The organism is Lichenihabitans sp. PAMC28606, assembly GCF_020616535.1.
Lineage (GTDB): Bacteria > Pseudomonadota > Alphaproteobacteria > Rhizobiales > Beijerinckiaceae > Lichenihabitans > Lichenihabitans psoromatis.
On sequence record NZ_CP085136.1, the window covers coordinates 1,800,921 to 1,827,279 of the forward strand.

29 protein-coding genes and 1 pseudogene are annotated in these 26,359 nt (G+C 61.7%); 16 read left to right on the forward strand and 14 right to left on the reverse strand.

Annotation, left to right across the window (positions count from 1 at the left end; genetic code table 11):
* The first annotated feature begins 35 nt into the window (after positions 1-35).
* On the forward strand, positions 36-1,382 hold the full coding sequence (locus LGH83_RS08465; RefSeq protein ID WP_227401402.1) for an NAD(P)/FAD-dependent oxidoreductase: 1,347 nt from the start codon (positions 36-38) through the stop codon (positions 1,380-1,382).
* Between the two features lie 34 nt (positions 1,383-1,416).
* Here the strand turns inward: LGH83_RS08465 and ilvD are convergent, their stop codons facing one another.
* Positions 1,417-3,249 (reverse strand): dihydroxy-acid dehydratase, encoded by a 1,833-nt coding sequence (ilvD, locus tag LGH83_RS08470; protein WP_227401403.1) that lies wholly within the window; start codon positions 3,247-3,249, stop codon positions 1,417-1,419.
* A 246-nt stretch (positions 3,250-3,495) separates the two neighbouring features.
* On the opposite strand from ilvD, the gene LGH83_RS08475 reads away from it, so the two are divergent.
* Positions 3,496-3,762: a DUF6894 family protein gene (locus tag LGH83_RS08475; RefSeq protein ID WP_227401404.1), complete on the forward strand. Its 267-nt coding sequence runs from the start codon at positions 3,496-3,498 to the stop codon at positions 3,760-3,762.
* 123 nt (positions 3,763-3,885) lie between these two features.
* On the opposite strand, the gene xth is transcribed toward LGH83_RS08475, so the two are convergent.
* Complete coding sequence (gene xth, locus LGH83_RS08480) at positions 3,886-4,659, reverse strand: exodeoxyribonuclease III (protein WP_227401405.1); 774 nt, start codon at positions 4,657-4,659, stop codon at positions 3,886-3,888.
* A gap of 113 nt (positions 4,660-4,772) precedes the next feature.
* Between xth and LGH83_RS08485 the strand changes: the two genes are divergently transcribed.
* Positions 4,773-5,114 (forward strand): hypothetical protein, encoded by a 342-nt coding sequence (locus LGH83_RS08485; RefSeq protein WP_131113053.1) that lies wholly within the window; start codon positions 4,773-4,775, stop codon positions 5,112-5,114.
* Between the two features lie 124 nt (positions 5,115-5,238).
* Here LGH83_RS08485 and LGH83_RS08490 read toward each other — a convergent pair whose 3' ends face one another.
* Positions 5,239-5,454 carry a hypothetical protein gene (locus tag LGH83_RS08490; protein WP_227401406.1) on the reverse strand — a complete coding sequence of 72 codons (216 nt, stop codon included), beginning with the start codon at positions 5,452-5,454 and terminating at the stop codon, positions 5,239-5,241.
* Between the two features lie 134 nt (positions 5,455-5,588).
* On the reverse strand, positions 5,589-6,662 hold the full coding sequence (locus LGH83_RS08495) for a L,D-transpeptidase family protein (protein ID WP_227401407.1): 1,074 nt from the start codon (positions 6,660-6,662) through the stop codon (positions 5,589-5,591).
* Between the two features lie 107 nt (positions 6,663-6,769).
* Here LGH83_RS08495 and LGH83_RS08500 point away from each other — a divergent pair, with 107 nt between their 5' ends.
* Together LGH83_RS08500 and LGH83_RS08505 are read left to right on the forward strand one after the other, a co-directional pair.
* Positions 6,770-7,939, forward strand: coding sequence for a dimethylmenaquinone methyltransferase (locus LGH83_RS08500; protein WP_227401408.1), 1,170 nt, complete (start codon positions 6,770-6,772; stop codon positions 7,937-7,939).
* A 102-nt stretch (positions 7,940-8,041) separates the two neighbouring features.
* Positions 8,042-8,434 (forward strand): hypothetical protein, encoded by a 393-nt coding sequence (locus LGH83_RS08505; protein WP_131195577.1) that lies wholly within the window; start codon positions 8,042-8,044, stop codon positions 8,432-8,434.
* Positions 8,435-8,449: 15 nt separating this feature from the next.
* On the opposite strand, the gene LGH83_RS08510 is transcribed toward LGH83_RS08505, so the two are convergent.
* Positions 8,450-8,698: a hypothetical protein gene (locus LGH83_RS08510; protein WP_131113058.1), complete on the reverse strand. Its 249-nt coding sequence runs from the start codon at positions 8,696-8,698 to the stop codon at positions 8,450-8,452.
* 162 nt (positions 8,699-8,860) lie between these two features.
* On the opposite strand from LGH83_RS08510, the gene LGH83_RS08515 reads away from it, so the two are divergent.
* From LGH83_RS08515 to LGH83_RS08550, 8 genes are all read left to right on the forward strand, one after another.
* Entirely contained in the window at positions 8,861-9,955 is a 1,095-nt protein-coding gene (locus LGH83_RS08515; protein WP_227401409.1) for a sulfite oxidase, read from the forward strand.
* Between the two features lie 108 nt (positions 9,956-10,063).
* Positions 10,064-12,328 (forward strand): putative bifunctional diguanylate cyclase/phosphodiesterase, encoded by a 2,265-nt coding sequence (locus LGH83_RS08520; RefSeq protein WP_227401410.1) that lies wholly within the window; start codon positions 10,064-10,066, stop codon positions 12,326-12,328.
* Between the two features lie 149 nt (positions 12,329-12,477).
* Positions 12,478-13,359: an SDR family oxidoreductase gene (locus tag LGH83_RS08525; RefSeq protein ID WP_227401411.1), complete on the forward strand. Its 882-nt coding sequence runs from the start codon at positions 12,478-12,480 to the stop codon at positions 13,357-13,359.
* 66 nt (positions 13,360-13,425) lie between these two features.
* Positions 13,426-15,072, forward strand: a complete 1,647-nt coding sequence (locus LGH83_RS08530) for a GMC oxidoreductase (protein WP_227401412.1) — start codon at positions 13,426-13,428, stop codon at positions 15,070-15,072.
* A complete protein-coding gene (locus tag LGH83_RS08535; RefSeq protein WP_227401413.1) occupies positions 15,069-15,530 on the forward strand; it encodes a DoxX family protein in 462 nt (153 codons plus the stop codon). Before LGH83_RS08530 ends, LGH83_RS08535 begins: the two co-directional genes overlap by 4 nt.
* 18 nt (positions 15,531-15,548) lie before the next feature.
* Entirely contained in the window at positions 15,549-16,013 is a 465-nt protein-coding gene (locus tag LGH83_RS08540; protein ID WP_227401414.1) for a cupin domain-containing protein, read from the forward strand.
* A 13-nt stretch (positions 16,014-16,026) separates the two neighbouring features.
* Positions 16,027-16,932: an SMP-30/gluconolactonase/LRE family protein gene (locus tag LGH83_RS08545; RefSeq protein WP_227401415.1), complete on the forward strand. Its 906-nt coding sequence runs from the start codon at positions 16,027-16,029 to the stop codon at positions 16,930-16,932.
* Positions 16,929-17,897: a VOC family protein gene (locus LGH83_RS08550; protein WP_227401416.1), complete on the forward strand. Its 969-nt coding sequence runs from the start codon at positions 16,929-16,931 to the stop codon at positions 17,895-17,897. The genes LGH83_RS08545 and LGH83_RS08550 overlap by 4 nt, the downstream gene beginning before the upstream one ends.
* Here LGH83_RS08550 and LGH83_RS08555 read toward each other — a convergent pair.
* The 4 genes from LGH83_RS08555 to LGH83_RS08570 form a co-directional block, all read right to left on the reverse strand.
* Positions 17,894-18,832, reverse strand: a complete 939-nt coding sequence (locus LGH83_RS08555) for a 3-hydroxyacyl-CoA dehydrogenase (protein ID WP_227401417.1) — start codon at positions 18,830-18,832, stop codon at positions 17,894-17,896. The two genes, LGH83_RS08550 and LGH83_RS08555, sit on opposite strands and share 4 nt — an antisense overlap.
* A gap of 8 nt (positions 18,833-18,840) precedes the next feature.
* A complete protein-coding gene (locus tag LGH83_RS08560) occupies positions 18,841-19,155 on the reverse strand; it encodes an NIPSNAP family protein (RefSeq protein ID WP_227401418.1) in 315 nt (104 codons plus the stop codon).
* 122 nt (positions 19,156-19,277) lie between these two features.
* The gene (locus tag LGH83_RS08565; RefSeq protein ID WP_227401419.1) at positions 19,278-20,078 is read right to left on the reverse strand and encodes an alpha/beta fold hydrolase; all 801 of its coding nucleotides are present in this window, start codon (positions 20,076-20,078) and stop codon (positions 19,278-19,280) included.
* A gap of 106 nt (positions 20,079-20,184) precedes the next feature.
* A complete protein-coding gene (locus tag LGH83_RS08570) occupies positions 20,185-20,988 on the reverse strand; it encodes an aspartate dehydrogenase (RefSeq protein WP_227401420.1) in 804 nt (267 codons plus the stop codon).
* Positions 20,989-21,211: 223 nt separating this feature from the next.
* On the opposite strand from LGH83_RS08570, the gene LGH83_RS08575 reads away from it, so the two are divergent.
* Positions 21,212-21,610: a cupin domain-containing protein gene (locus tag LGH83_RS08575; protein WP_227401421.1), complete on the forward strand. Its 399-nt coding sequence runs from the start codon at positions 21,212-21,214 to the stop codon at positions 21,608-21,610.
* Between the two features lie 30 nt (positions 21,611-21,640).
* Here the strand turns inward: LGH83_RS08575 and LGH83_RS08580 are convergent, their stop codons facing one another.
* Positions 21,641-22,099, reverse strand: coding sequence for a c-type cytochrome (locus LGH83_RS08580; protein WP_227401422.1), 459 nt, complete (start codon positions 22,097-22,099; stop codon positions 21,641-21,643).
* A gap of 157 nt (positions 22,100-22,256) precedes the next feature.
* A complete protein-coding gene (locus tag LGH83_RS08585) occupies positions 22,257-23,156 on the reverse strand; it encodes a DUF535 family protein (protein WP_227401423.1) in 900 nt (299 codons plus the stop codon).
* 388 nt (positions 23,157-23,544) lie between these two features.
* Between LGH83_RS08585 and LGH83_RS08590 the strand changes: the two genes are divergently transcribed.
* Positions 23,545-23,724: a hypothetical protein gene (locus LGH83_RS08590; protein WP_131113072.1), complete on the forward strand. Its 180-nt coding sequence runs from the start codon at positions 23,545-23,547 to the stop codon at positions 23,722-23,724.
* Positions 23,725-23,746: 22 nt separating this feature from the next.
* On the opposite strand, the pseudogene LGH83_RS20090 reads toward LGH83_RS08590, so the two are convergent.
* From LGH83_RS20090 to LGH83_RS08600, 3 genes and pseudogenes are all read right to left on the reverse strand, one after another.
* Positions 23,747-24,036: pseudogene (locus LGH83_RS20090) on the reverse strand (transposase); the annotation flags it as partial.
* Between the two features lie 548 nt (positions 24,037-24,584).
* Complete coding sequence (locus LGH83_RS08595) at positions 24,585-25,061, reverse strand: NfeD family protein (RefSeq protein WP_227401424.1); 477 nt, start codon at positions 25,059-25,061, stop codon at positions 24,585-24,587.
* Positions 25,058-25,966 carry an SPFH domain-containing protein gene (locus tag LGH83_RS08600; RefSeq protein WP_227401425.1) on the reverse strand — a complete coding sequence of 303 codons (909 nt, stop codon included), beginning with the start codon at positions 25,964-25,966 and terminating at the stop codon, positions 25,058-25,060. Before LGH83_RS08600 ends, LGH83_RS08595 begins: the two co-directional genes overlap by 4 nt.
* A 184-nt stretch (positions 25,967-26,150) precedes the next feature.
* On the opposite strand from LGH83_RS08600, the gene LGH83_RS08605 reads away from it, so the two are divergent.
* Positions 26,151-26,357 (forward strand): hypothetical protein, encoded by a 207-nt coding sequence (locus LGH83_RS08605; protein ID WP_227401426.1) that lies wholly within the window; start codon positions 26,151-26,153, stop codon positions 26,355-26,357.
* Positions 26,358-26,359 lie beyond the last annotated feature (2 nt).

The following is a 26,359-nucleotide window of genomic DNA, read 5'->3' on the forward strand; positions in this document are numbered from 1 at the left end:
TTTGCCATAGGGTTGATGCGACGACACGAGGCGCCATGCCCGATGAGGGTCAAATGGGTCCAGAGGTCGATCGGGTCATTCCCGATACAGAGATGCCGCGTTATGCCGAAGTCGTCATCATCGGGGGCGGCATCATCGGTGCCAGCGCGGCCCTGACGCTGGCACGGCGCGGCATCTCGGTTGTACTCTGCGAAAAAGGGCTCGTGGCGGGCGAGCAATCCAGCCGGAACTGGGGCTGGGTTCGCAAAGCGCGGCGCGATCCGCGCGAGATCCCGCTGGTGATCGAAAGCCTGCGCCTTTGGACCGATATGAACGAAGCCGTGGGGGCCGAGACCGGCTTTCGCACCACCGGCATCGTCTTCGCGGCCGACAACGACAGCGACATCGCGCGTTTTGAGACATGGCTCGATCATGCGCGGCCGTATCAGATCGACGCGCGCCTCATCTCTGGGAGCGAACTCGATCGCCACCTGCCGGACGGCGGATCGCGCTACAAGGCCGCGCTCTATTGCGCCAGCGACGGCTGCGCCGAGCCCCAGGCCGCCACACCCGCGATCGCGAGAGCGGCGCAGCGCGCCGGAGCCGTGATCCTCACCGATTGTGCCGTGCGGGGGCTGGATCGAGCGGGTGGGCGCGTGATCGCCGCCGTCACCGAACGAGGCCGCATCGGGTGCAATGCCGTCGTGCTGGCGGGTGGCGCGTGGTCGCGCCGCTTCCTTCGAGACCTCGATGTGACGTTGCCACAGCTCAAGGTTCGGTCCAGCGTGCTGCGAACCGCACCGCTGGACGGCGCGCCCACGACCGCCTTCTGGGGTGAGCACGCGGCCTATCGCAAGCGGCTCGATGGCGGTTACACGATCGCCAACGGCAGCGTGAACGTCGTGCCGATCGTGCCGGACAGCTTCCGCTTCCTCAAGCACTTCCTCCCGCCGTTCTGGGACGACCGAAAAGGTCTGAGGCTCCGCGCAGATCATCGCTTCGCCAAGGAATGGCGCGAGGAACGCCTGGTTCCGCTCGATGAGGTGTCGCCCTACGAGACAACGCGCGTGCTCGATCCCGAGCCGGACCGGCGCTACAACCGCGAGGCGCTGGCGCATCTCGTCAAAACCGTTTCGGCTTTCGCCAGCGCCCGCGTCGTGCAGGACTGGGCCGGCATGATCGACGTGATGCCGGATGCGGTGCCGGTGATCTCACCGGTCGATAGCGTGGCCGGATTGGTGGTCGCAACGGGCTTTTCCGGCCATGGTTTCGGCATCGGCCCCGCCGCGGGTCGGCTCGCCGCGGATCTCGCGACCGGTGCAGTGCCTCTGGTCGATCCGCGTGAGTTCCGCTTGTCGCGCTACAGCGATGGCTCCAACCCGCGCGCCGCCGTCGGCATCTGAGCGACGGACGGCAGCACGGGCGGGAGCAGCCGCGTCAGATTTTGCGAACTGCGCCCTTGGCGGCACTCGTCGTCATCGACGCGTAAGCCCGCAGGGCTCCCGACACCTTGCGCTTCCGCACCTCGGTCGGGTGCCATCCGGCCTCCTCCTGCGCCTGCCGACGGTCAGCAAGCTCGGCATCGCTCACAGCAAGGTGAATCGAGCGCTTCGGGATATCGATCTCGATCTGGTCGCCTTCCCGCACGAGCGCGATGGTGCCACCTTCAGCGGCTTCCGGCGAGACATGACCGATCGACAGGCCGGACGAGCCGCCCGAGAACCGTCCATCCGTCACCAGGGCGCAGACTTTGCCCATTCCCTTGGATTTCAGATAGCTGGTCGGGTAGAGCATTTCCTGCATGCCGGGGCCGCCGCGCGGCCCCTCGTAGCGGATCAGCACCACGTCGCCTGGCTTGACGCCGCCGTTGAGAATACCGAGCACCGCCGTATCCTGGCTCTCGAAGATCCGCGCCGTCCCGTGAAACGTCAGGATCGAGGCATCCACGCCCGCCGTCTTCACGATACAGCCGTCTTCCGCGAGGTTGCCGTAGAGCACCGCGAGGCCGCCATCCGTCGAATAGGCGTGGTCGAGATTGCGGATCACGCCCGTCTCGCGGTTCGTGTCGACATCCTCGTATCGGCTGTCCTGGCTGAACGCGACCTGCGTCGGCACGCCACCGGGGGCCGCTCTGAAGAAGTGATGGACGCTCTCGCTCGTGGTGCGCTTGACGTCCCAGCGATCGAGCGCCGCCCCCAGGCTTTCGGCGTGGACGGAGCCGACGCTGGTATCGAGCAAGCCGGCGCGATCGAGTTCACCCAAAATCCCCATGATGCCACCGGCGTGATGGACATCCTCCATGTGAACGTCGGCGATAGCGGGCGCGACCTTGCACAAGACCGGAACCCGTCGGGACAAGCGATCGATATCCGCCATGGTGAAGTCGATCTCGCCTTCATGGGCGGCGGCCAGCAGATGCAGCACGGTATTGGTCGAGCCGCCCATCGCGATATCGAGCGTCATGGCGTTCTCGAAGGCCGCGAAACTCGCAATGGCACGCGGCAGCACCGAGGCGTCATTCTGCTCGTAATGGCGGCGGGCGAGATCGACGATCAAATGCCCCGCCTCGACGAACAGACGCCGACGATCGGCATGGGTCGCCAGCGTCGAGCCGTTCCCCGGCAGCGACAAGCCGAGCGCCTCCGTCAGGCAATTCATCGAATTGGCCGTGAACATGCCCGAGCAGGAACCGCAGGTCGGGCAAGCCGAGCGCTCGATTGCCTGCACGTCCTCGTCGCTGACGCGGTCGTCAGCGGCCGCCACCATCGCGTCGACGAGGTCGAGTGTCTTGACGACACCGTTTTTCAACGTGACCTTCCCGGCCTCCATCGGGCCACCCGACACGAACACGACCGGGATGTTGATCCGCAGGGCCGCCATCAACATGCCGGGCGTGATCTTGTCGCAATTGGAGATGCAGACCATGGCGTCCGCACAATGAGCGTTGACCATATATTCGACGCTGTCGGCGATGAGTTCGCGCGAGGGCAACGAATAGAGCATGCCGTCGTGGCCCATCGCGATACCGTCATCGACCGCGATCGTGTTGAATTCCTTGGCGACGCCGCCAGCCGCCTCGATCTCGCGCGCCACCAACTGGCCGAGATCCTTGAGGTGGACGTGACCGGGGACGAACTGGGTGAACGAGTTCACGACCGCGATGATCGGCTTGCCGAAATCGCTGTCCTTCATGCCGGTGGCGCGCCAGAGGCCGCGTGCGCCGGCCATGTTGCGACCGTGGGTGGTGGTGCGTGAACGATAGGGAGGCATGAGATCGGACCTTCGATGTTTTACGACTTTCCTTCGGCCTATTCCCCTCGGCGGCCGCAAGCAATCTTTTCGACGTTGGATCCGATTTTTAGCTCACAGCTTTGCGTCTCCCGACATGACAAAACCTCCTGTTCGGCCGCCCGGACATGATGGAAGCGGCAGTGCCTTCAAGGTTTGTTGCGTGATCCCATGGAACCCAACCCACCCCCGATGCGATGTCACTCCACGATCGGCCGGAGAGCAAAAATGCAGCGGTATCACTTCAACGTTTATGACGGCGTCGCGTCGATCGACAACGAAGGCACGGAACTCGTCAGCATTGATGAAGCTCGACGCCACGCGCTCGAATTGGCCGGAGAACTTCTGAAGGAAGAGGCTCGTCAGCGGCGTTTCGGGGACGATTGGCGCGTCGAGGTCACCGATCACCGCGGGCTTATTCTGTTTCGAATGGATATCACTGTAGCGGAGACAGCGGCGTCCTTACAGCGCAACGGCCCGCCGGAGTGCCGGTAGATCGAACCATCGCCAGACGGCGTCCGGAAAGACGGTTAGGCCGTGTCGGTCGCGGCGGTGAAATAGCCGGCAGCGCACGTGCGAGCCAAGCCCGATCTCGACCTGAACCCCGCTCCTGCCGATTCAGTCGAGCAGGTCGATCCAGACGGGCGCATGATCGCTCGCGTTGTCGACGCCCCGCACGGCTCGATCCACCCCTCCTGAGACGAGACGCGACACGAGCGCGGGGCTGACCAGCAGATGGTCGAGCCGTAAACCGGCGTCCCGCGTCCAGGATTGGCGCAGATATGCCCAGAAGGAGTAGACGCGCTCGTCCGGGTGAAGGTCGGCGATCGCGTCTGTCCAGCCCGCCCGCAATAAGGCTGCGAAGGCGGCGCGTGGGGCCGGTTGCACGAGAGCATTATCCAGCCAAGACCGCATCGCATAGATATCGTGGTCGGTGGGCACAACATTATAGTCGCCGGCGAGGACAGCTGGGACATCGTCGCGTCGAAGGCTTGCCGCATGGGCCAGCAGTCTCTCGAACCAAGCCATTTTATAGCTGAATTTTGGCCCTGGCTGCGGGTTGCCATTGGGCAGATATAGGCAGCCGATCAGCACGCCATCGACGGCGGCCTCGATGTAGCGGGCCTCGTGGTCGAGCGGGTCGCCCGGCAAGGCGCGGCGCGTTTCGATCGGGTCGAGGTCGAGGGCCAGGATGGCGACGCCGTGATTGGCGCCCTGCCCGTTCCACACGGCCCGATATCCCGCCTTGGCGAGAGTCTCGCGCGGGAAGGCCGCATTGGTGCATTTAATCTCCTGAAGACACACCACATCCGGCCGCGCCTCCTTCAACCACGCCAGCAAGTTGGCGATACGCTGGTTGATCCCGTCGATGTTGAAGGTCGCGATTTTCATGCCGTCGTCGAGCGCTTCCGACCGTTTCAGTGACGCTCGACTGTCGGGCGTCCTCGATTGGGTGTACAGCACCGGCGTGATCGTAACGGTGCGACACCTCCGGATTTTCCGCCATGTTCACGCTTCGTGAAAAAGAAATCTTCGACGTCACCACCCTCACCTGGGTGCACAAGCTCGATGCAGAATATTTCGTCCGGTTTCCCGTCGAGGGCGGCACGTTCAAGCTCGGGCTCAAGATCTACGAACTCGACATCGGCGGCTTCGACTTCGCGCAGAGCCACTTCATTCGCGAGCCCTTCCGTCTGTCGGACCAGATCCACGAGCCGGCCGTGTCAAACAGCTCGGATTCAGCGCTCGAGCGTGCCGTCGACGCCATCACGGCTCGGTATGAAGCTGCGGTTCAGGCGGGTGAGCAGCCGCAGGCCGCCTGGTTTGTGACCAATCCCGATTATTAAAGCGGCATCGTGAGGCCGAACCGTTCATGAACGCGTTGTGAACCCGACCAGCACGGGACGTTCATGATGTCCCTGCTATGGAAGCGTAACGGCCAGGGCATGTGAAGCCTGGTCAAGGGAGAAATCAATGCTCAAGACCAATTTTAAGCTCGGCGCCATCGCGCTTGTGCTCGCATGTTCGGCTTTCGCTAACGGCACTGCCTCCGCGCAGGGCTTCGACGGTGGTCGGGACGACGGTTATCACGGTGGGTATCATCGCCATCACGATGGCTACGGCGACCGTGAGATGCATCACCGCATGATGCGCCATGAGATGATGCGTCACGAGATGATGCGTCATGAAATGCGTCGTCACGAGATGCACCGCATGATGCGGAACGACATGAACGACTAAGCTTTTCATCACCAGCGCTGAAATAAAAAATGGCCCCGAAAGGGGCCATTTCTCTTCCGGTACAAGTCGGAGCCGACGCCTCAAGGATTGACCGATGCCGCGGGGGCAGCGGCCGCGATGGGCTTGTCGGTCGTCACTGCGGGTTGAGCCTGGTCCTCGAAGTCGACCGGGACGCCCTTGCCGACCATCGAGGCAAGATCCTCGACGTCCCAATTGGTCAACCGGATGCAGCCATGCGACTGCGTCTTGCCGACGAGATCGGGCTCCGGCGTGCCGTGGATACCGTAGCCCTCGTCCGACAGGTCGATCCACACGGAGCCGACCGGATTGTTGGGGCCCGGCGCGATCCTGAACGGCTTCGTCGATTTCACGCCCTTGAAGGCATATTTCGGATTGTAGGTGTAGTCCGGATTATGGGTCACGTGCACGACCGAAAATTGGCCGCTCGGTGCGGGCTTCTCCTCGCTGCCGATCGAGGCCGGGTAGAAAGCCAACAGTGCGCCGTCGGCCCCGAAGGCGCGGACAGCGTGATCGGCTTTGTCGACGACGATGCGGGCAACCTTGGCCGGAGCACCGCGCTGAACGACGACTTGCGGGACCAGGATTTTCACCCCAGCCTCGAGCGTGGCATGCGGATTGAGCGCTTTCAGCAAGCTCGGGCTGACATGAACCTCTTCCGACAGCATCTCGGCGAGGTTGCGGTAGCCCATCCGGTCAAGCTTGGACTGCTGTTCCATCTTGGCCGGGATGCGTTTGACGAAAGGTCCCTTCGCTTCTGCAGCCGAGATGGGGCGTTCGGTCAGCACGGGCGCCACATCGTCGCCGACGAGCTTATTCCAGGTCGCTTGATCGAGGTGCCCGCTCACCGGCACTTTCATTTGGGCCTGATAGGCCGCGATGGCCTTACGGAAGTTATCGCCGTCGATCCCGTCGATCGCGCCGGGAGAGAACCGCGCCCGATCGAGCAGGACTTCGGCCTTGACGACCTCCGGCACGGGCCGTACCGCCGGTTTGTCCGACAGTGGCGAAAACGTCGCGGCATTGACGGAGTCGAGCGACATAGTCGCGGTTTTCTCAGACACGGCTGCCAGCGCCGTGGTCGAGACGAGAGTGAGACCAAACAGCAAGGATGCCGCGGAGGCTTGACGACGCATATGGATAGACCTTGCTGGTTTCGCTATGAACGCGGTGGGCGGCAGCGAAGTTGCCCGAGCGTGCTACGTCTTTGTAGCAGCCCATGTGTCAACGAAAGACCGTTCCCTTGAAGATCACGCAGCTGACCCATCACGACCTTGACGGCTATGGAGCGTCGACCGTCGTCGCCTCTTATGCGGAGGTCAGCCGCGTCGTGCATGTGCCGCGCTACTCCGATGTTGGCGGCGTGGTCGATATCGAACTGCAGCGCCTGACCCGCGCCAAAGAGCCCGAATTGCTGATCATGACCGATCTCGGTCTCGAACCGGTTGCGGTCACGTTCATCAAGGCCTTTGCGGCCATGAACCAGAAGCGGACCACCGACCAGCATCATCGGTTGATCGTGCTCGACCACCATGCCTCCTCGATCGACCAATTGGGCGCGCAGGGGTTGCTGCCGATGCCGACCCCGATGGAGGGATGGCCGAGCCTCAAGCGATTCTCACTCGACGATGAAGCGATCGTGGTCATGATCGACGACACCCGCTGCGCGACCCGCATGGCGCAGGATCACCACGCCCTCTACGCCACGACGACCCCGGCGCCCCAGGTCGCCACGGCGCTCGCGACGCTGGTCGAGGCGATCGACGCGGTCGATCTCTGGCGCAAGGATCGACCGATCTTCCGCCAAGCCCTCGTGCTCGACGAAGTATTTTGGGACAATGTGTCGGGATTCATTCCGCTCGACCACCCCGGCCATGACGGTTTCATCGCCCATTTGTTGCTTGGGATGGCGACCCGCCTCGGTGGCGGTGCGACACCGGCCGAGATCGAGCGGGAATCGGGCAGCCTTCGCGCGAGCGTGATCGACGCCATGGTGGCGGGGCAACCCGGCGATGATCCGAGCCTGACGACCCGGATGCGGATCGCTCCTTTGCTGGCACGCTCGCCCGCTCTGTTCCGACGGCTGAAGAATGGCGCAAAGCTATCGTTCGGCCTCGATGCCGGAACGTTTCAGCGGGTGTCCGATGCCATCATGGTGAGCGGCGATGCGCCGCTGGTCATCAACGTGCAACGGTCGGGCTCGATGTCGTTCCGCTCCAACAACGAGACGGCGCTGGAAGCGGCCCGCTTGTTTCGCGGCGGCGGCCACAAGGATGCGTCGGGCGGGCGGCTGATCAGCGGGGCGGTCTCGTCGCTGGCGGATGCGGTGGCGCAGGTGGAGCCCGTGCTCGATCCGCCAAAGCCCGATCTGTCCAGCAACCCGTTCGCGGCCTTGCAGAAATTGAAGACCTGATCCGTCGCGTCCTCGGCTTCATCGAACATTTGGACTAGAACCACAGCCGGAGCCGCGACACGATCCCGCCCTGCTCCACGCCCCGCGATTGGAACGCCACTCATGCTGCACAGCGCTATCGGCCAGCTCGAACAGATCGATGGCGAGGATTATCTCATCACCAACGAAGGCGATGAGGGCTATGTGCTGTTCGGGCCTTACGAGGTTCTTGATCCGGGCAGCTATCAGGTCGAATTTTTCGCCATGCCCGGCGAGATCGACGGCAGCACTTGCTGCGTTGTCGATATTTTGAGGCGAGGCCGAACCGTCGCGGCCGAAAAGGATTTTACGGCGGCCGACCTCATCCAGCGTAACGGCCTCATTCAGCTGCGCTTCGAGGTGATCGCTCGCGACAGCTACGAATACCGGCTGATGGCGACCGGCAGTTCGGCCCTGCGGGTCCGCTATCACCGACCGATCCGTCGCTTGCCGGATCTGGACGTCGCACCGACCTGACCGACGAGGCCCCGATCACTCGGCCTCTTTAAGCGGATCGTGCACACTGACGCCCGGATCCTCGAACAGGATCGAGATCGGCGACTGACCCTGCTTCACCCTGACGACCTCGTTCGGCCCGATCGTCAACTCGACTTCGGCACCGTCCCCAAATGAAATTTTCAAGCGGCTAACCTCGCTTTCGGCCCGAATATCGGTTTGTTCGCCGGGCTGAAGCTCGAGAAGGCGGGTTTCACCGATACCGAACACGTCGCGATTGGCCATGGTGGGGCTCCATTTGTCGGATGCGAATGCCGATGGCACCCGCAAGGGTCAAACCTGTTAGGACGCCGCAGGGTTGGACTCAACGCCTTTTCGGCGATGGTCCAAGCGTCTATGGAACACCCGTGTCGGGCACGCGGTTCATGACAGGTCCTGGAGGCTTCCATGTTCGGCATATCAGATCGCCCGCACGGCCTGATCGTTCACTCGCAGGCGCCGTTCAATGCCGAGCCGCACCTTGACCGCCTGCGACGATCTTTCATCACGGCGACGGATGATTTCTACGTTCGATCGCATGGGCTGGTGCCGCATCTCGATCCGGCCTCGCATGCCATCACGATCGCCGGGAAGGTGGGTCACCCCTTACGTCTGACCGTTGCCGACCTCAAAGCCCAGTTCAGCCCACGCTCGGTGATGGCAACGATGCAATGCGCGGGCAACCGCCGCGCCGATCTCCAACAGGTTCGGCCGACGTCGGGCGATCCATGGTCCGCCGGGGCGATCGGCAACGCTGAATGGACGGGCGTATCGCTGGCGGATGTGTTGCGGGCCGCCGGAGCCGAGTCCGAAGCGGCTTGGCATGTCGCGTTCGAGGCAGCCGATCTTGCCGATCACGAGGGCGCCGAGCCCGCGCCTTATGGCGTCTCGATCCCGATGTCGAAGGCCATGTCGACCGAGGTCCTGCTCGCCTGGGGCATGAATGGTGAGCCGCTCCGGTCCGAACACGGTGCGCCGCTTCGTGTGGTCGTGCCGGGGTATGCGGGCGTGCGAAGCCCCAAATGGCTGACCTCTATTCGAGTTCAGGACAGCCCGTCCGACGCGGTCGAGCAACGCCTCGATTATCGTCTGTTTCCATCGTACATGCAGGAAGGCGATGACGACATCGCGTGCGGGACACCGATCAACCAGATGCCGCTCAACGCAGCCCTCTGCGAGCCAAGCGACGGAGCCGTGCTGAAGCGCGGGCCAACGATGCTTCGGGGTTATGCGATCGCGACCGAACGGGCCGTCACGCGGATCGAGTTTTCGATCGATGACGGCGCCACATGGTACCAGGCCACGATCGAACCGCACGACAGGCAGCCGTGGAGTTGGACCTTCTGGAGCGCTGAAGTGACTTTAAACCCCGGTCGCTACCAGCTTACGGTTCGGGCGTGGGACGCTGCGGGCCAGACCCAACCTTCACGGCCACATGACGTTTGGAACCCCAAAGGTTATCTCAGCGCGGCATGGCATCAGGTGCGTGTCTCGGTCGAGTGACCCCGCGTTTGGCTCGGCGACGTTCACTACGATCACGGATCGTCTTGAGCTGTCATCGCCGCTCGTCTGCTCCGCAGAACTTAACCTAAAGCAGACGCGTTGAGGGGTATGGCAGACAGCGACGCGCAACCGGCTTTTGGCTCGAGTTCTGAAATCACTCGGCTTCTCGAAGCAACTGCCCATGTGGCGGGCTGCCCAATCGCAATCTATGCCCAGCGGAGCCCCAGTGGTTTTCGACTGACGGTCCATCCTGGCCTTGATCGTCATGATGTCGAGTTGCTCGCTTTGATCGAAGAGGCCGCCGAAAACCTCTCGAATATCTTTATCGTCGACGATCTCCATGCCGACATCGATCGTGATCCCGCCTGTTTAGAAGACCCTGCCGTCCGATTTTTTGCCGCGATCCGCCTGCTCGATCGACAAGGCGAGTGCCTCGGTGTGTTGGCGATTGCGGACGAGCGACCCCATGCCGGCCTTAGCCCCGCGCAGAGTTACGCACTCGCGACGCTGTCGGCGCATTTGCTCAGCTTGGTTCAACTGCGGCGACCCGATCAACGGGTTGCACCCGAACGGGCGACACGGGAGCGGTGGTCGACATCCGAGCGTCTGAGGCTGCTCGAATCCGTCGTGGTCCATGCCAATGATGCCGTGTTGATCACCGAAGCCAGTCCGATCGATCGTCCCGGTCCGCGGATCGTCTACTGCAATGCCGCTTTCGAGCGAACCACCGGCTACTCAGAGGCCGAGGTTCTGGGGCTGACGCCGCGCATCCTGCAATCCGATCAGACGGATCGGGCGTCGCTCGATCGCCTCAGACTTGCGCTGCACCAATGGAAGCCTGTCGAAGTCGAGCTTCTCAACACCCGAAAGGACGGAACCGTCTTTTGGGTCGAATTGAGCATCGTGCCGGTTGCCGACGAGGCCGGTTGGTTCACACACTGGATTTCTGTCCAGCGTGACGTCACCGACCGCAAGAGGGCTGAGGAAATTGCGGTCCGGGCTCGCTTGACCGAAGCTGAAAACGAAGCTTTCGAAAAAGAGATTCTGAGCCGAAAAAACGCGGAGAAAAAGCTGCGCTTCGATGCGTTTCACGACGATCTGACCAAGCTGCGCAATCGTGCGTTTTTCATGGACAGGTTGACGACCGTTCTCGGACGTAAGACCAATCCTCGGTCGACTTATTGTACTGTTCTGTTTCTCGATCTCAATGGCTTCAAACTTGTCAACGACAGTCTTGGTCATCGCGCCGGAGACGTGTTGCTGATCGAAACTGCCTTGCGCTTGCGAAGCTGCATTCGACCGGGCGACACGCTATCGCGGATTGGCGGCGACGAATTTGCAATTCTGATCGAGGATACGATCGACGCCACGAGCGGCATCAGTGTGGCTCAGCGGGTGTTGAATGCCTTGAGCCGACCGGTCAAAATCGGGCACCAGGACGTCTTTTCATCGGCCAGTATCGGCATTGCGCAGTCATCGGAGCTGTTCCTGCATGCCGAAGAGCTGCTTCGAAACGCCGACATTGCGATGTATACGGCGAAGAGGGGTGGAACCGCCGGCTATGCGCTGTTTACGCGTTCCATGCATGTCGCGGCCGTCGCGGCTCTCGAAATGCAAACCGACCTTAGACAGGCCATTGGGCGAGACGAGTTCGTGCTGTTGTTTCAGCCGATCGTTGATCCCGCCTCGGCTCGCATCACGGGCATGGAAGCGCTTGTCCGATGGCAGCATCCCGAGCGTGGGTTGATCGGGCCGGCGCAGTTCATTCCACTGGCCGAGGAAATCGGCGTGATCCGGGACCTGACCCGTTGGGTCTTGCGGGGCGCCTGCGCGCAGATGAAGGCGCTAGATGCGCGTCATGCGGGGCGGATGTTACGGTTGAGCGTCAACGTGTCCGGAAATGAGCTTCTCGAGAAAGAGTTTATCCCAGAGATCCAGCAACTCCTCGACGAGACGGGCCTCGAAGCCCATCGACTTCAGCTCGAAATCACGGAAAGCGTGTTCATTTCACGTCCGGCGGCTGTTGGACAGGTTCTCGAAAATCTCCGATCGCTCGGCATTCGCATCGCGTTGGATGATTTCGGCACCGGCTTCTCGTCGCTGAGTTACCTCGATCGCTACCCCATCGACACGATCAAGATCGATCAAAGCTTCATCGTTCGGATGCTCGCACGGGAGCGTACCCTCGCGATCGTGGAAACCATCATCGATCTTGGGAAGACATTGAAACTCGATGTCGTTGCCGAGGGTGTCGAAAACGAAGAACAACTCGGAAGGCTCCTCGAACTCGGCTGCAGTTCCGTCCAAGGCTTCTTGTTTGCGCCCGCGATGTCCGGCTCCGCCATCGACGCATTGTTGATGGCAGCGCCGTAGAACAACTAGCCGATCGACACCCGGCGACGACCCGTCGCGGCCGCCTCTCGTGTTTCTTGGCGGCAGATCAGGTTCTCTGGAACGTGAGCAGGTCAAAGCCGTTGGCATGCAAAGCCGACGATTCCCGCGGCTGCTCGGAGCGTCCTCCCATGACAGACCCGCAAACCGCCGCCCAGAAACCGACCGAGGCAGCAGCATTCGACAGTGGGCGCTTGCCGAAGGCACCCTACCATCCCGTCTTGACAGGACAACCCGCTCTGGTCACGGGCGCAAATTCTGGCATCGGGCGAGCCGTGGCGATCGGTCTGGCGCGAGCCGGAGCAGATGTGGTCGTCAACTACGTGACGCACCCAGAGACCGCCGACGAGGTCGTCCATGAGATCGAGGCCATGGGGCGGCGCGCGATCGCGTTAAAGGCGGATGTCAGCAAAGAAGACGAGGTCGAGCGGATGTTCGCCGACGCCATCGCGCATTTCGGCACGCTCCATATCGTGGTCAGCAATGCCGGCCTCCAGCGGGACGCGGCTTTCGACGAGATGACGTTGGATCAGTGGAACACGGTGATCGGCGTCAACCTGACGGGTCAGTTTCTTATCACGCGCGCGGCGACACGCGAGTTCAAGAAGCGCGGCGTTATCCAAGCCGTGTCCCAAGCGGCCGGCAAGATCATCTGCATGAGCTCCGTTCATCAGGTCATTCCCTGGGCGGGTCATGTCAATTACGCGGCCTCGAAGGGTGGCGTCATGCTGCTGATGAAAAGCATCGCGCAAGAATTGGCGCCGCATTTCATTCGCGTCAACAGCATCGCGCCAGGCGCGATCCGCACCCCTATCAACACGGAGGCTTGGAACACGCCAGCAGCCTATGAATCGCTGATGACGCTCGTGCCTTACAAGAGGATCGGTGAACCTGACGACATCGCACAGGCCGCCGTTTGGCTGGCCTCGGATGCCGCGGATTACGTGACAGGCGCGACCTTGTTCGTCGATGGCGGCATGACACTTTACCCAGGATTTGCGACCGGAGGCTGAAGCCTTTTATCAGCGCCACGCCGATCTGCCATCGGCTCATAACCCGTTTGTCTGAGAAAAGAACCGATGTCCGACACCCATTACGACGTGATCATCATTGGTTCGGGACCGGGGGGCGGCTCGGTCGCGCACCGTCTGGCGCCGACCGGGAAGCGCATTCTCATTGTCGAACGCGGCGATTACTTGCCGCGCGAACAGGAGAATTGGAGCTCCAAGACGGTCTTCGTCGATGCCAAATATCAGACGACCGATATATGGCATGGCCGGACCGGAGAGACGTTCCACCCGGGCCTCCACTATTTTGTCGGCGGCAACTCGAAGGTCTATGGCGCGGCCCTATTCCGGCTCCGCGAGCGGGATTTCGAGGAAATTCAGCACAGCGAAGGGATCTCGCCGGCTTGGCCTCTCTCTTATGCTGATTTCGCGCCCTACTACGATCAGGCCGAAACCCTGTTTCATGTGCATGGCCAGAGCGGGGTCGATCCCAACGAGCCGCCGCGAACTCAACATTATCCGTATCCGCCCGTGTCTCACGAGCCGATGATCCAAAAGCTCAGCGATGGCTTTGAGCAGCAGGGCTTGCATCCTTTTCACCTGCCGCTCGGTATTTTGCTCGACGAGCGCGACGGCAAGGCGACCCCGACCAGCATCTGTATCCGCTGCGATGCCTTCGATGGCTTTCCCTGCCTCCTCAACGGCAAGGCCGATGCCCAGGTCATCTGCATCGATCCGACTCTTGCCCGCTACAACAATGTGAGCCTCCTGACCAACGCCTATGTGACCCGCCTCGACACCGACGCCACCGGCAAGGTCGTGGACAAGGTGCGGGTCACCCGGAATGGGACGGAAGAGACCTTTTCGTCCGATCTGGTCGTGGTGGCCTGCGGGGCTTTGTCGTCGGCTCTGTTGCTGCTGCGCTCCGCAAACGAGACCCATCCGGCGGGCTTGGCCAACAGTTCTGATCAGGTGGGCCGCAACTATATGCGCCACAACCAGTCCATTCTGATGGCGCTTCTCAGGAATAAAAACACGACGGTCTTTCAAAAGACGCTGGCCGTGAGTGACTTCTACTTCAAGTCCGATGATTGGGAGTTTCCGCTCGGCTTGATTCAGATGTGCGCCAAAGCTCACGGGGAGCAGGTTCGGGGCGAGGAAGTGTCCGGCTGGCTGAGCGACTGGCTGCCCGAAACGCCATTCGATGTCCTGGCCGATCATGCGCTCGACTTCTGGCTCTCGAGCGAGGATCTACCGCTCGCGGAAAATCGCATCTTCTACGATGGCAATCGCGTGGTGCTCGATGTGCATGAGACCAACATGGAGGCGCATCGCCGCCTGCGCGAGAAACTCAAGGAGATCATGCGCAAGGAGGGAGCGGCTCCGGTCCTGCTGGAACGCAAGCTGTATTTCGGGAAAGACATTCCGATCGGCGGAACCGCGCATCAGGCCGGGACGCTGCGGTTTGGCACCGATCCGGCCACTTCGGTTCTGGATCTCGACTGCAAAGCGCACGACCTCGATAATCTCTATGTGACGGATGCAAGCTTCTTTCCCTCGATCGGCGCCGTCAATCCGACCCTGACCATCATCGCCAACGCGCTGCGAGTGGCCGACATTCTCAAGCGACGCCTCGGCGCATCCGAAACGCCGGCCGATGAGCCCGCTCTTGGGAATAGTCGCGTTCTTGGAGAGCAGAATCAGAAAGCCGCCTCATGACCTGGCTCAATCTCGTCGGTATTCCGTTCCTGATCCGGTTTTGCCTTGTTGTGCTGTTTCCGTTCAGCGCCTTGGACAAGATTTTCGATTGGAAGGGCGCGATGAAGCAGGCGACGTCCTCCGTCCTGCCGGGCGGTCCCGTGCTGCTCGTCATCGCGATCGTGGTCGAGTTCGTTTGCCCGATCATGGTGGTGGTCGGCTGGCACGACCGACTGGCGGCGTTTCTGATCGCCGGGTTCTGCGTCGTGACCGCGGTGCTCTATCACAAATTCTGGCGTTACGGCGATTTCTGGGCCAAAGGCGACAGCCAGGGTCGGTCTCACTTTTGGGATTTCCTGAAGAATTTTGGTCTGGTCGGCGGTTTGATGCTGCTCGTCTTTTCGAGCGCGCTCTCGCCTGTGCAGGATGTCGTGGCCCATCCGCTGTCGTCGTCCCCCTATGGCATGACACAACCTTGACACCGACAGGAGCCGAACATGGCTGACCCGAGTAGCCGCCCCGAGGCAACACCCACGGTGCCGTATTGGCATGCCTATGTTGATCAGGATGGCGTGAGCCGACAGAAGCGTTGCGCCCTCACCGCGTTCGAGCAAAAAAGCATGAGCGGCGCAGCCCCACAATGGAACGATACGCTCAGCATGGGGCCATCAGGCGTGACCATCTGTGTCTTGCCGGTGGGTTGGGTTGGCGATTGGCACGAAAATCCGAAGCCGCAATGGATCATTCCGCTCTCGGGCCGGTGGTTCGTGGAGACAATGGACGGCACGCGAGTCGAAATGGGGGTCGGCGAAATCTCGTTTGGCGAGGATCAGGATTGCACGGCCGATCACGAGGGCCATGTGGGACATCGGTCCGGGACGCTTGGCGACGTCCCCTGTGTGCAGATGATCGTGCAACTCGACATCACCCCAACGGTCGACGAGCCCGGCCACTGGATCTGATCGGACCCCTATCATGGAGCAGCCGTTCGCGGTCATCGATCCTCGCTTCAAGAGTTTTGTCCTGCCCAACGCGCCGTTGCTTCGCATTGGCGAGGGCTTTGGCTGGACCGAAGGCCCCGTCTGGTTCGGCGACCAGCAATGCCTGCTGTTCAGCGATGTTCCCAACGACCGGGTGATGCGCTGGACGCCAACGGGCGGCGTGTCTGTGTTTCGCCAGCCCTGTGGCTTCGAGAACGGACATGCGCGAGACCGCGAGGGCAGATTGATTTCGTGCTCGCACCATGATCGCTGCGTTCGTCGAACGGAACTCGACGGAAGCCTCACGATCCTTGCCGATCATTATCGCGGCAAGCGGCTCAACTCGCCGAACGACGTCGCCGTGATGGCGGACGGGTCGGTGTGGTTCAGCGATCCGCCCTATGGCATCCAAACCGACTACGAGGGCGGCAAACAGGACCCTGAAGTCCCGCCCAGATTGTACCGACTCGATCCAAGCGGCGATCTCGACATCGCGGCCGACGATTTCGACGGCCCGAATGGCTTATGCTTCTCACCTGATGAACGCCGGCTCTATGTGACCGAGACCGGCAAGCAGTTCGACAGCGATCCTGTCCAGCATATCCGCGTGTTCGATGTCGGGGCCGATGGCAGACGACTGCTCAATGGCCGCGTGTTCCATACGATCCACCCCGGCAATGCGGATGGGATCAGATGCGACAGCGATGGGAATCTCTGGAGCGGCGCGGCGGACGGTGTGCATTGTCTGGACCCCGACGGCACATTGCTGGGCAAAATTCTCGTCCCATCGTTGGTCTCTAACCTTGAGTTCGGCGGCCGCAACAAGAGCCAACTCTTCCTCTGCGCGGGCCAAAGCCTCTACACGCTCGCGGTCAACCGACGTGGAGCGCGTTGGCCATGACGCCTGGCCTTGCAGACACACCCATTACAACGGTGAGCCTCACAGCAGTGTGCCTCACCGCAGTGTGCCTCACGGTCCCCGATCTCCGAAAGGCCGAAGTCTTTTATCGCGACGCTCTCGGCTTCGAGGTGATCGAGCGTGTCGACAAAGTCGATCGCGGAATGGCGACGGCTCTGGGCGCGCCTGACGCGGCAATCGCCTGCGTGACCATGCGGCTCGGCCACCAGCGGATTGATCTCCTGGCCTTCGATCCACCGGGGCGATCTTATCCCGCTGGTAGCACCTCGAGCGATCTTTGGTTTCAGCATTGCGCGATCGTGGTGCGCGACATGGCGGCCGCTCACGCTCATGTCAGTGCTTTTGCGATCACGCCGATCACCACAGGTGGCCCGCAGACCTTGCCGCCGAACACCGGCTCCGTTTCGGCTTTCAAGTTCCGAGATCCGTTCGGGCATCCGTTCGAATTGCTGCAATTTCCAGATGGGATCGGAGATCCGAGCTGGCATCGACCGGGGCGCGACGCCTTGTTTCTCGGCATCGATCATACGGCGATCGCGGTCAGCGATGCCGCTCGAAGCATCGCGTTCTACGAGAAGCTCGGCTTCACAATATCGTCCCGGTCGTTCAACTCCGGTGCGGAACAATCCAAGCTCGATGCTGTCGTGGACGCGTCGGTGGTTGTCGTCGCTCTCTCGCCCGCCGAAAGCCCACCCCATCTCGAGTTGCTGGCTTATCAGACCGGCACGCGGCGGCCTATCCCGCCTCACGAAAGCGCCGGCGATATCGCGCTGACCCGCACGGTGATCGAGGTCGACGATCTCGCGTCGCTCGTCGCATCGTCAAACGACGGCAGTCACCCACTCTCGGCGACCGCATCGTGGGATCGACGCGCGGCTTACTCTGTCTTTGATCCGGACGGCCATCATCTGATCCTTCGCGAGCGCGTGTCAGCGGAGGAGGATTAAACCAACCCTTGCTTCAGCGCGCGGAGCGACGTGATGGCAGCATCGCGCCATTCGGTTCGCTCTCCAATCTGATCGAGCGGCAGTTGATCGCGCGTGTAAGCCTCGAGCATCGCAACCGCTTCCGGCGTGACGATGGGACCGGCGTGCCCGTTCTGTTTGGCCATGTCGTCGAAGATGAAACCAAACCGATCGAGATAGTCGCGAATGCCGCCCGCCGCGTTGAGATCGACACCCTCGAACGGCCCGAGGAACGCCCAGCGCAGTCCGAAGCCCTGGCTGATGATCTTGTCGATGTCGCCGGGTGAAATGATCCCGCTGTTTAGGCACCGCAGCATTTCGACCACGAGGGCAGCCTGCAAGCGGTTGAGCACAAAGCTCGATTGCTCGAAGCGGATCAGCACCGGCACCTGCCCGCATCGCGTCATGAACGCGAATGTGGCGTCTGTGATGGCCTGGTCGGTGAACGGCGCTGGGCAGATCTCCGTGACAGGCAGGAGATGCGGCGGGGTTGCTGGATGCACCACGATGCAACGCGCACGGCCGGGCAAATCCGAAGCGAAAGTCGAAACTGGAAAGCTCGAGGTCGTCGTCGCCAAAATCGCCGTAGGCTTCGCGAGTGCCTCGAGTTCGCGGAAGATCGCCTGCTTGCTCGCGAGTTTCTCGTCGATACATTCATGCACGAAATCCGCATCGTCGACGGCTTCGGCAAGCGTGTCGGCGACCGTGATACGCTCGAGAACCGCCTTGCGGGCCGCAGTATCACCGACCAGGGCTGCCGATTTCTCGAGCGCTTCGGCGATCCGCTCGAGCGCCTTCGCCCGATTGTCGTCGAGGCTATCATAGAGGCGCACAGGAACGCCCGCGCGGGCGAACACGATCGCCCAGGAGCGCCCGATGATACCGCTGCCGACAATGGCGGTTCGTTCGATCTGCATAGTGGTTCTCAACGCAAGGGGGAAAAAGAAACGGGTGAGAGGATACGGGTCGTCTGAAGCTGCAAAAGATCGCCCACCAGCGCGAGATAAGCCTGCCAGCGTGGGTCCGACACCATCTTGGCGCGACGCACCTGCCGATCGTCAAGACTTGAAAAGGACCACCAGGCGATCACGTGGTTCAGTTCACCGATTTCGGTGGTGAAATAGCCGTGAAACGTTCCGAGGTAGTCGAGCTGCAACTGCAAGCCATGGTCCCGATAGGTTTCGACGAAGATCGCGAGCTTCCCCGGTTTCAGCGTGTAGTCGCGTTCTTCGACGATCATCGATCCGTCCTTTCATGACGCTTCATGTTGGGCGAGAGGCCGTGCGCCGGATTGGCATCACTGGCGATCCATCTTGCACGTGAGGCACCAGAGGCGCGACCCGCGACCGTGAAAGCCGGACATCACGTGACGCCTTGCTGGTCGAGAAAGGCCGCGACGCGTGCCGCGAAGGGGGCCGGGTCCGTTCGCGGGTGAAAATGCGCGCCCGGGAGTTCGCAAAAGACAGCGTGCGGGATCAGCGATCGAAGCCGATGAGCATGGTGGATCGGAATGAGACTATCGTCGCGGGCGCCGACGATCAGCGTCGGCTGAGCAATGCGGTGAAGCTCGGCCGAGCGATCAAAATCGAGCAGCATGCGGACCCGCGCCGCCGTGACGGCGAACGGCGCGAGCGCGGTGGCGGCGCTCGCGACCGCCTTGTTCAGTTCCGCCTCATGAGCGTCGATAAAGGCGGGATCGTAACCGAACACATGGGTGAGTTGTTGATAGGCATCGGCCAATCCCGCGTCGAGCAGCGCGGCCCTTGCGCCGAACGCCGCCCGGAAACGCGCATCGGAGCGGTCCCACCCCCCACTGATCACCAGGGACCGGGCGCGCTCGGGCGCATCCAGCGCAATCGTCTGGACGATGGCGCCGCCGGTCGAATGGCCGACCAGATGCGCCGCACCGCAGCCTTCAGCATCCATGATAGCCAGAACGTCGCGCGCGATGATGTCGATGCGATAGGGTCCAGCGGGCCGTCCACTCCGGCCCGCGCCGCGATGATCAATGACCAAGAGATCGAAACGACTGGCCAGGAGCGCGACGACCCCGTTCCAGAAGCGACCGTCGCCTCCAAGCCCGGGAATGAGGACGACGGGCGGGCCGGAGCCGACACGCTCGTAATAAAGGGGGCACCCATCGGCTGCCGTGATGGTCGTCATGCCGCACTCCCTGATTCAGGCCGATCCCGGCCGGACGTCGTGCTGCCGAACGCCGAGCAAAGCCCGACGATGCCGGCGCCAATCACCACAACAGAACGCAGGGCGCTCAAACGACGACACGCTCGGCAAGGCGGCGCACCGCAGCCGCCAAACTGGCGGCCGTCAGGGCCGACGTCTTCGGATTGTCGGGCGACGGCCGATTGGCAAACCGCATAAGGGCACAGCCGAGTTCACTGTCGGCCTCGATCTCATGTGTGTTGAGCGACACAGACGGGTCGGCTACGACGCGAACCGAGACCGGCGAGGGTGCCGCCGCGAGCGCAACCGTCAAGCCGGCGTTGAGATTGCGTGGATAGAGCGTCGCGGCTTCAGCCGCCGTTCCTTCGAAAAGGGTGATCTCTCCGGTGAGCGCGTCCGCGTCATAGCCCCGAGCCGCAAGCTCCTGACGCCAAGCTGCCGGCGGCTTGCGGGACGTATAGCGGACCCGTGCATCGACGGTTCCGCGAAGCGCCGCCAGATAATCGAGACCGCCGAGCGCGCCGGACGGGATGACGAGGCGGCTTCCGCCAGCCGAGGCCGCCGTCTCGAGCCGAGCGAAGAGTTTGGGGTCGGCGAGCGCTCCGGTCGAGGCGGCCACGACCGTGATGCCGGCCGAGAGCAAGTCAGGCCCATAGGTCTCGAGCGCTCCCTGCCCTGCGGCTTCGACCACGATCGATGGGCGCACCGCCAGCAAATCGCCCAGCGTTTCGACCACACGCACGGAGGTTGGAACGATGCGCCGCGATGCCGAGTCCGGCCGAAGCAGAACGGTCATCTCGTCGCTCTCCCGACGCAAACGGGACAGGAGATCACGGCCGATCGCCCCGAAGCCGATGATGCCGATCGAAAGCGGCTTTGTTTGTGAAGTCATAACCACTGTTGTCACAGATCCAGATGCTGAATGAGCCCGCAAGGCGGTGCCGCGGATCGCCACCGGCCACCTGCATCGCATTCTAGACGGCTGTTTGGCTGAAGGAACCGTCTTGTGGCAAGTGAGGCTCGCGTAACGCCCCGATTTGCGACATGTCTCTGCGGAGAGTCGCTCAAACCGCGATCGATCGCAACGATCGAACCAAGTGCCGAAGGTCAACATCATGGACATTATCGACCACGCCAACACCCCGCTCGAACAATGGCGCGAGGGCGTCATGACGCAGATGCGGATGTCTTTCATGCTGGGCGGGCGTCAGCTTTGCATCTTCGACCAGTTTTGCGACCCCGGACTTGGTGCGCCGACGCATATCCATGCGGTCGAAGAAGTCCTCGAGGTCATTTCCGGCAGCGCCGATATCTGGGTCGATGGCACCACGGCGGCCGTCCGCCCCGACCAGTCTGTGCTGATCCCGGCCGGAGCCTCGCATGGGTTTCGCAATACGGGAACCGATACGTTGCATGTGCGCGCGACTTTGGCGGCGTCGATCTTCGAGGCGCAATATGAAAGCACCAAGGAAACCAGTCGTCGCTGGAGCCCGACAATAAAGTCGGTCGGATAAGCGGCCACTCCACGGCAGGAAGACAAAGCCTTATGGTTGGGTCGCCTGCGGCCCTTTCGACGTCAGATAGGCGATGACGGCGGCGCGATCGTCGGCATCGGCGAGTCCCGCAAACGGCATACTGGTGCCCGGCGCAAATCGCTGGGGATCGGTCAGCCACGCATTGAGCCTGGCACGATCCCAGATGCCGCCGACCGCTCGCAAAGCTGCCGTATAGGCGAAGCGCCCACGGCGCCGGGCAACCGGACCATCCACGACACCGTAAAGGTTTGGCCCATCGAGATCCGGGCCGTTGCGGCCAATCGAATGGCAGGCGGCACATTGGCGAAAGACGGTGGCGCCTCGATCGAGCAAGGCCGCTTCCCCGGAAGCCGCGACCGCGGTTTCGTCGGTCTCGGAGCCGAGCCAGGCGTGACCGGCCATGACACCGCCGATCAGGAGAACGCCGATCAAGGCGGCTGCCGCCGTTTTGGTGATCCTGACCGACACGGCCGAGCTGTTCTCCAATGATGGTTTTACCGGCCGACGAGAGGGCTTTCGTGGCGACGTTTGTCAAGCCGACCGATTGTCCTCCTGCGCGTGCTGCAATCGGGGCGTCGACGCTAGCCCCTTGCCAGCATGATGGTTCGCTTGATCGAGAACCGGCTCAGGCGTGACGCGGACGGAGCAACCCAGCCCACACGCCGCCCGCTGCCTCCGCGATGCTGGCCTTCAGCCGTCGCTTTGCCCGCGACCGGATCCGATGGATCGCCTTGATGAGGGTCAGAGACTTGTGTTGCAGCGGGACCGTGATGGTGAAAAACCCGTCCTTGGGCTCGCTGGCACCGAGAGACGTCAAGAACTCATCGTAATTGCGTCTCAGCAATGCTTCGACGGTCTGGCTGTAGCAAACCTGGTTGCAGGCGGTCGTTGCCATGATCATGTCGACGCCGCTTCTCTCGGCCAGTCCGGACAGCACAACGAACAGCAGCGCCTGCGGCGTGATCTCGCCGAGCAACTTCGTGACGTGGCGACTGAGGTCTTTCGTGCCTCCGATCCCTTGCATTCGCGAAATCAACACCACCCAATCGCGATCCACGTGGAGCATCTCCCCTCTGACGAAGGTGAACGAGGTGACGTAGAGCGGTTGTCCTTGGAAGCGCGCGATCAGCGAAATCTCCCCCTCGATAAAAACGTCGCGAGAGAAATGGACGACGACCTCGCAATCCTGCGTGGCATAAAGAACAATTTCGCCATGCAACAGGCGCTCGAAGGCCGTGGCGGTCAGCAACGATCGCAAGAAGCGCATGTTGTCGAGGAAGTAGATCGTCCGGTCGTCCCGTTGAATATTCCGGGCCAGATACTCCGCGCGAAAACACTTCGTGATCGATAGCGCGCTCCCGACATCCTCTTTTAGCTTGCGCTCTTCCGTGTCAAGGAACGTCTGAATAAGAGACCAGACATCGATTCCGTTCGACAAATGGAAATCGACCACCTTATCGCTTTCGGCATCGCGGCCGAGGATGCGTTTGTAACATTCGATCACATCACGGCGGGTTGCAAGCATATTGATCGCTAGGGTAATTCTCTGAGAGCCGATTCCATGTGACTATAAGGAAAACAGCCGCGTGACCATGGCCAAATTTGCAATAGACGTTATAGCCGGAGTAGGTTTTTAGTATAGCGGACCTGACAAGCGACTGCATTGACGATCATCGATTACTTTTAGTGCCGTTGTGGGATTACTACCCACGGAATGACTTTTCAACCGGTTGATTATAGCTGCGCGGGATGCAGCGCTCGCTTCGGGCACGCTCCTGCCGAGAATAGGAGCGAGCTACCAATAGCTGTTCGACCTGGGTGTAGCAGGGCGGCCGCCGAGATCGAACGACGCAGACCTTTGCGCCGCCCCGGCTCTATGCGAGGACGCGGAGCCTCGCATCATCAAGGAGAACATGATGGTCACCGAAGAAGCCGTGCTTAAAGCGTTGGACAAGCCACGCTCGATCTACTCGATCCTTCAGGCCGTCAACCCGTCGGGGTCACAGGAAGAATTGCAGATTCTGCTCATGAAAATGCGGGATCAAGGCAAGCTGAAATTCGATATCAAGAAAGGAAGTTGGCGACCGGCCTAAAGCCGTCTCCTCTTACACCGGCTTATATCCAACGGGAGTTGGTGCACTCGCGTGGCTTGAATTGCGGGATGGCTCAGCAATGGCGGCCCACGGAGCCGGGATGGTACGGGCAGCCGCTGAGCGGAGCAGCGCCTTGAACTCGGAAAAGGCCTGCTCGATCGGATCCAAGGCCGGGCTATCGGGCGGCAGATGGCGCAGCGTGGCTCCCGGCGACCTCGATGGCGAGATGGACGCCGGCGCTCTCGTGAGCCGAACGGTATCCATCACGACAATGTCACCGGGCGAGAGGGTGGCAACGAGAACCTGCTCGAGCGTCAGGCCGTGTCGGTCGACGAAGGTTTGATCGAGGCGACCCCGATGGCCAGATCTGGCCTTGTCTATTCCCTCCCCCTTTAAAGTGTCATATTAATGCAATTCACTAATATGACGCTTGGGTATTAATACCCAACACTCTTTAGCAATGACACACGCAGAAATTAAATTCCTAGATTATTGAGATCGCTATCCGCGACGGAAGAGTCAAGTAAATTTAGTATATGAAAGCATGAGAATATAAAAATAGCCAACGAATGTCCGGTCACATATTTCCAGTCTGAAAATTTAAATCCCGTCGGACGGCTTTTATTAAATGTAAGTATTTGGTGCATGATGCATGTTGGTCCAATCGTCGCTGCTGCCGTCAGCTTGCCCGGCTGTAGCATTTTACGTGGATCATCAACTAACATCGACTCCTGGTCGAGCATCATCTTGGCAGGAGAAAGTCATCTGACGATCAGGGGCAATCAGCCCGTGGTTTGGTGAAGCGGCAGGGCTGCCTATGGATGATCCTGACCGGCCTGACCAACAGGCCGAAAGACGCGTCAGCTCGGATCGTCGCCGTGCCGATCCCCCGAGGTCTCCAGCGGCAAAGTCTCGATCGGTGTCACCAGCAGCGTCGTCCCATCCAGCCCGACAACCCGGAGGCTCGCGCCAGCCTCTGGGGTCGCGCCCGCGATGATCCGGGCCAGCCATGTGCCATCGCCCAAGCTCACGCGGCCGTCCGTCCCGTCGAACGCGAGCGCACGACAGGGTTTCCCGATGAGGCCGATCGATGGGGCATTGATGCCACCATCGGCCGCACCGCGTTGACGACGCCGCAGGACCGGAATGCTGAGCGACGCCACAAGACAGATCAAAAAGGCGCCGACCTGCCAGGGGAAGTCGAGATGAAGCGCCAAGGTCGCGGCCCCACCCGCCATGGCCCCGAGCCCGATCCAAAGTAGAAAGACGCCGGGATGCAGCAGTTCGGCCCCGCAGAGCACGACCCCGACCATGATCCAGACGGCACCATCGGTCACTTGACCGGACTACCCATCTGCATCGCCGCAAGCGCCTGGGTGATGCCGCCTGCGAGGCCGCTGCTCTCGATCGGGATCACCAGCGTCCGGCCTGAGGGATTGCCCGCAAGTTGACCGATGGCGTCGATATATTTCGTCGCCACAAAGTAGCGCAAGGCTTCACCGCCCGCTCCCTGCGCGGCATCCGCGACGACAAGCGTTGCCTTGGCTTCGGCTTCGGCCAGCGCCACGCGCGCTTCAGCGTCCTTCAGCGCGGCCGCGAGACGGCCTTCCGCCTCGAGAACGCGGGCCTGTTTGGCGCCCTCGGCGCGCGCCACCTCGGCTTCCCGCTCGCCGTTGGCCCGCGCGACCGTCGCACGTCGCTCCCGCTCGGCCGTCATCTGCAGGTTCATGGCCGCGACGAGATTGGCCGGCGGCTCGATCTTCCGCAGCTCGACGCGGCTCACCTTGACGCCCCATGGCGCCGTCGCATGGTCGAGCGTTTCGAGGAGTCGGGCATTGATCTCCTCACGTCCCGAGAGCGCACCATCGAGATCGAGGGCGCCAATCACCGAACGGATATTCGTCATGGCCATCGAGGTGAGAGCCTGGACGAGGTTCTGCGCCCCATAGGCCGCTTTTCCGGCATCGAGGACACGGTAATACATGATGCCATCCACGACGACGGCAGCATTATCGCGCGTGATGACGGCCTGTTCGGGAATTTCTAGGACGATTTCCTGGACGTTCATGCGGCGTCCGACGCGTTCCACGAAGGGCGTCATGAGATTGAGGCCGGGGTTCAATTGGCGCGTAAACCGCCCAAAGCGTTCGACCGTCCAGACTTGGCCCTGCGGCACTGTGCGGATGCCGAGCGAGACGGCGAGAATGGTCAAGACAGCGAGCGCAACGAGAACATAAACCATACATGATCCTTGTGAGCGTTCGATCCAGCGGTCAAGCAAGGCGCTTCAGTTAGCGCCCCGCGACCACCACCGGCACCGCATGATCTTTAGGAACCAGATGTGACGGAGCGAACTAAGTCTGAAATCTCGACCCACGTTTTTCCCGCATCGCACAATTGTCATGTTGCGGTGCAATATTGCTCGCATGTCGACCGAATCATTCAAATCGGAATGCGTGGTCCTTGTGGCTCGCCACCCCAAAGCGCCGTTCGGCTTTCGCTGGGAGGTTCGTCGCTTCGGTATTGGCGCGAGCCTCGAGCGATCGACGCGCAGTTACCCGACCGAGACGGCTGCCCGGGCGGCGGGCGATGCCGCGCGCGCCGCCATCGAACGATTGCAGAAGGCCGGTTGATC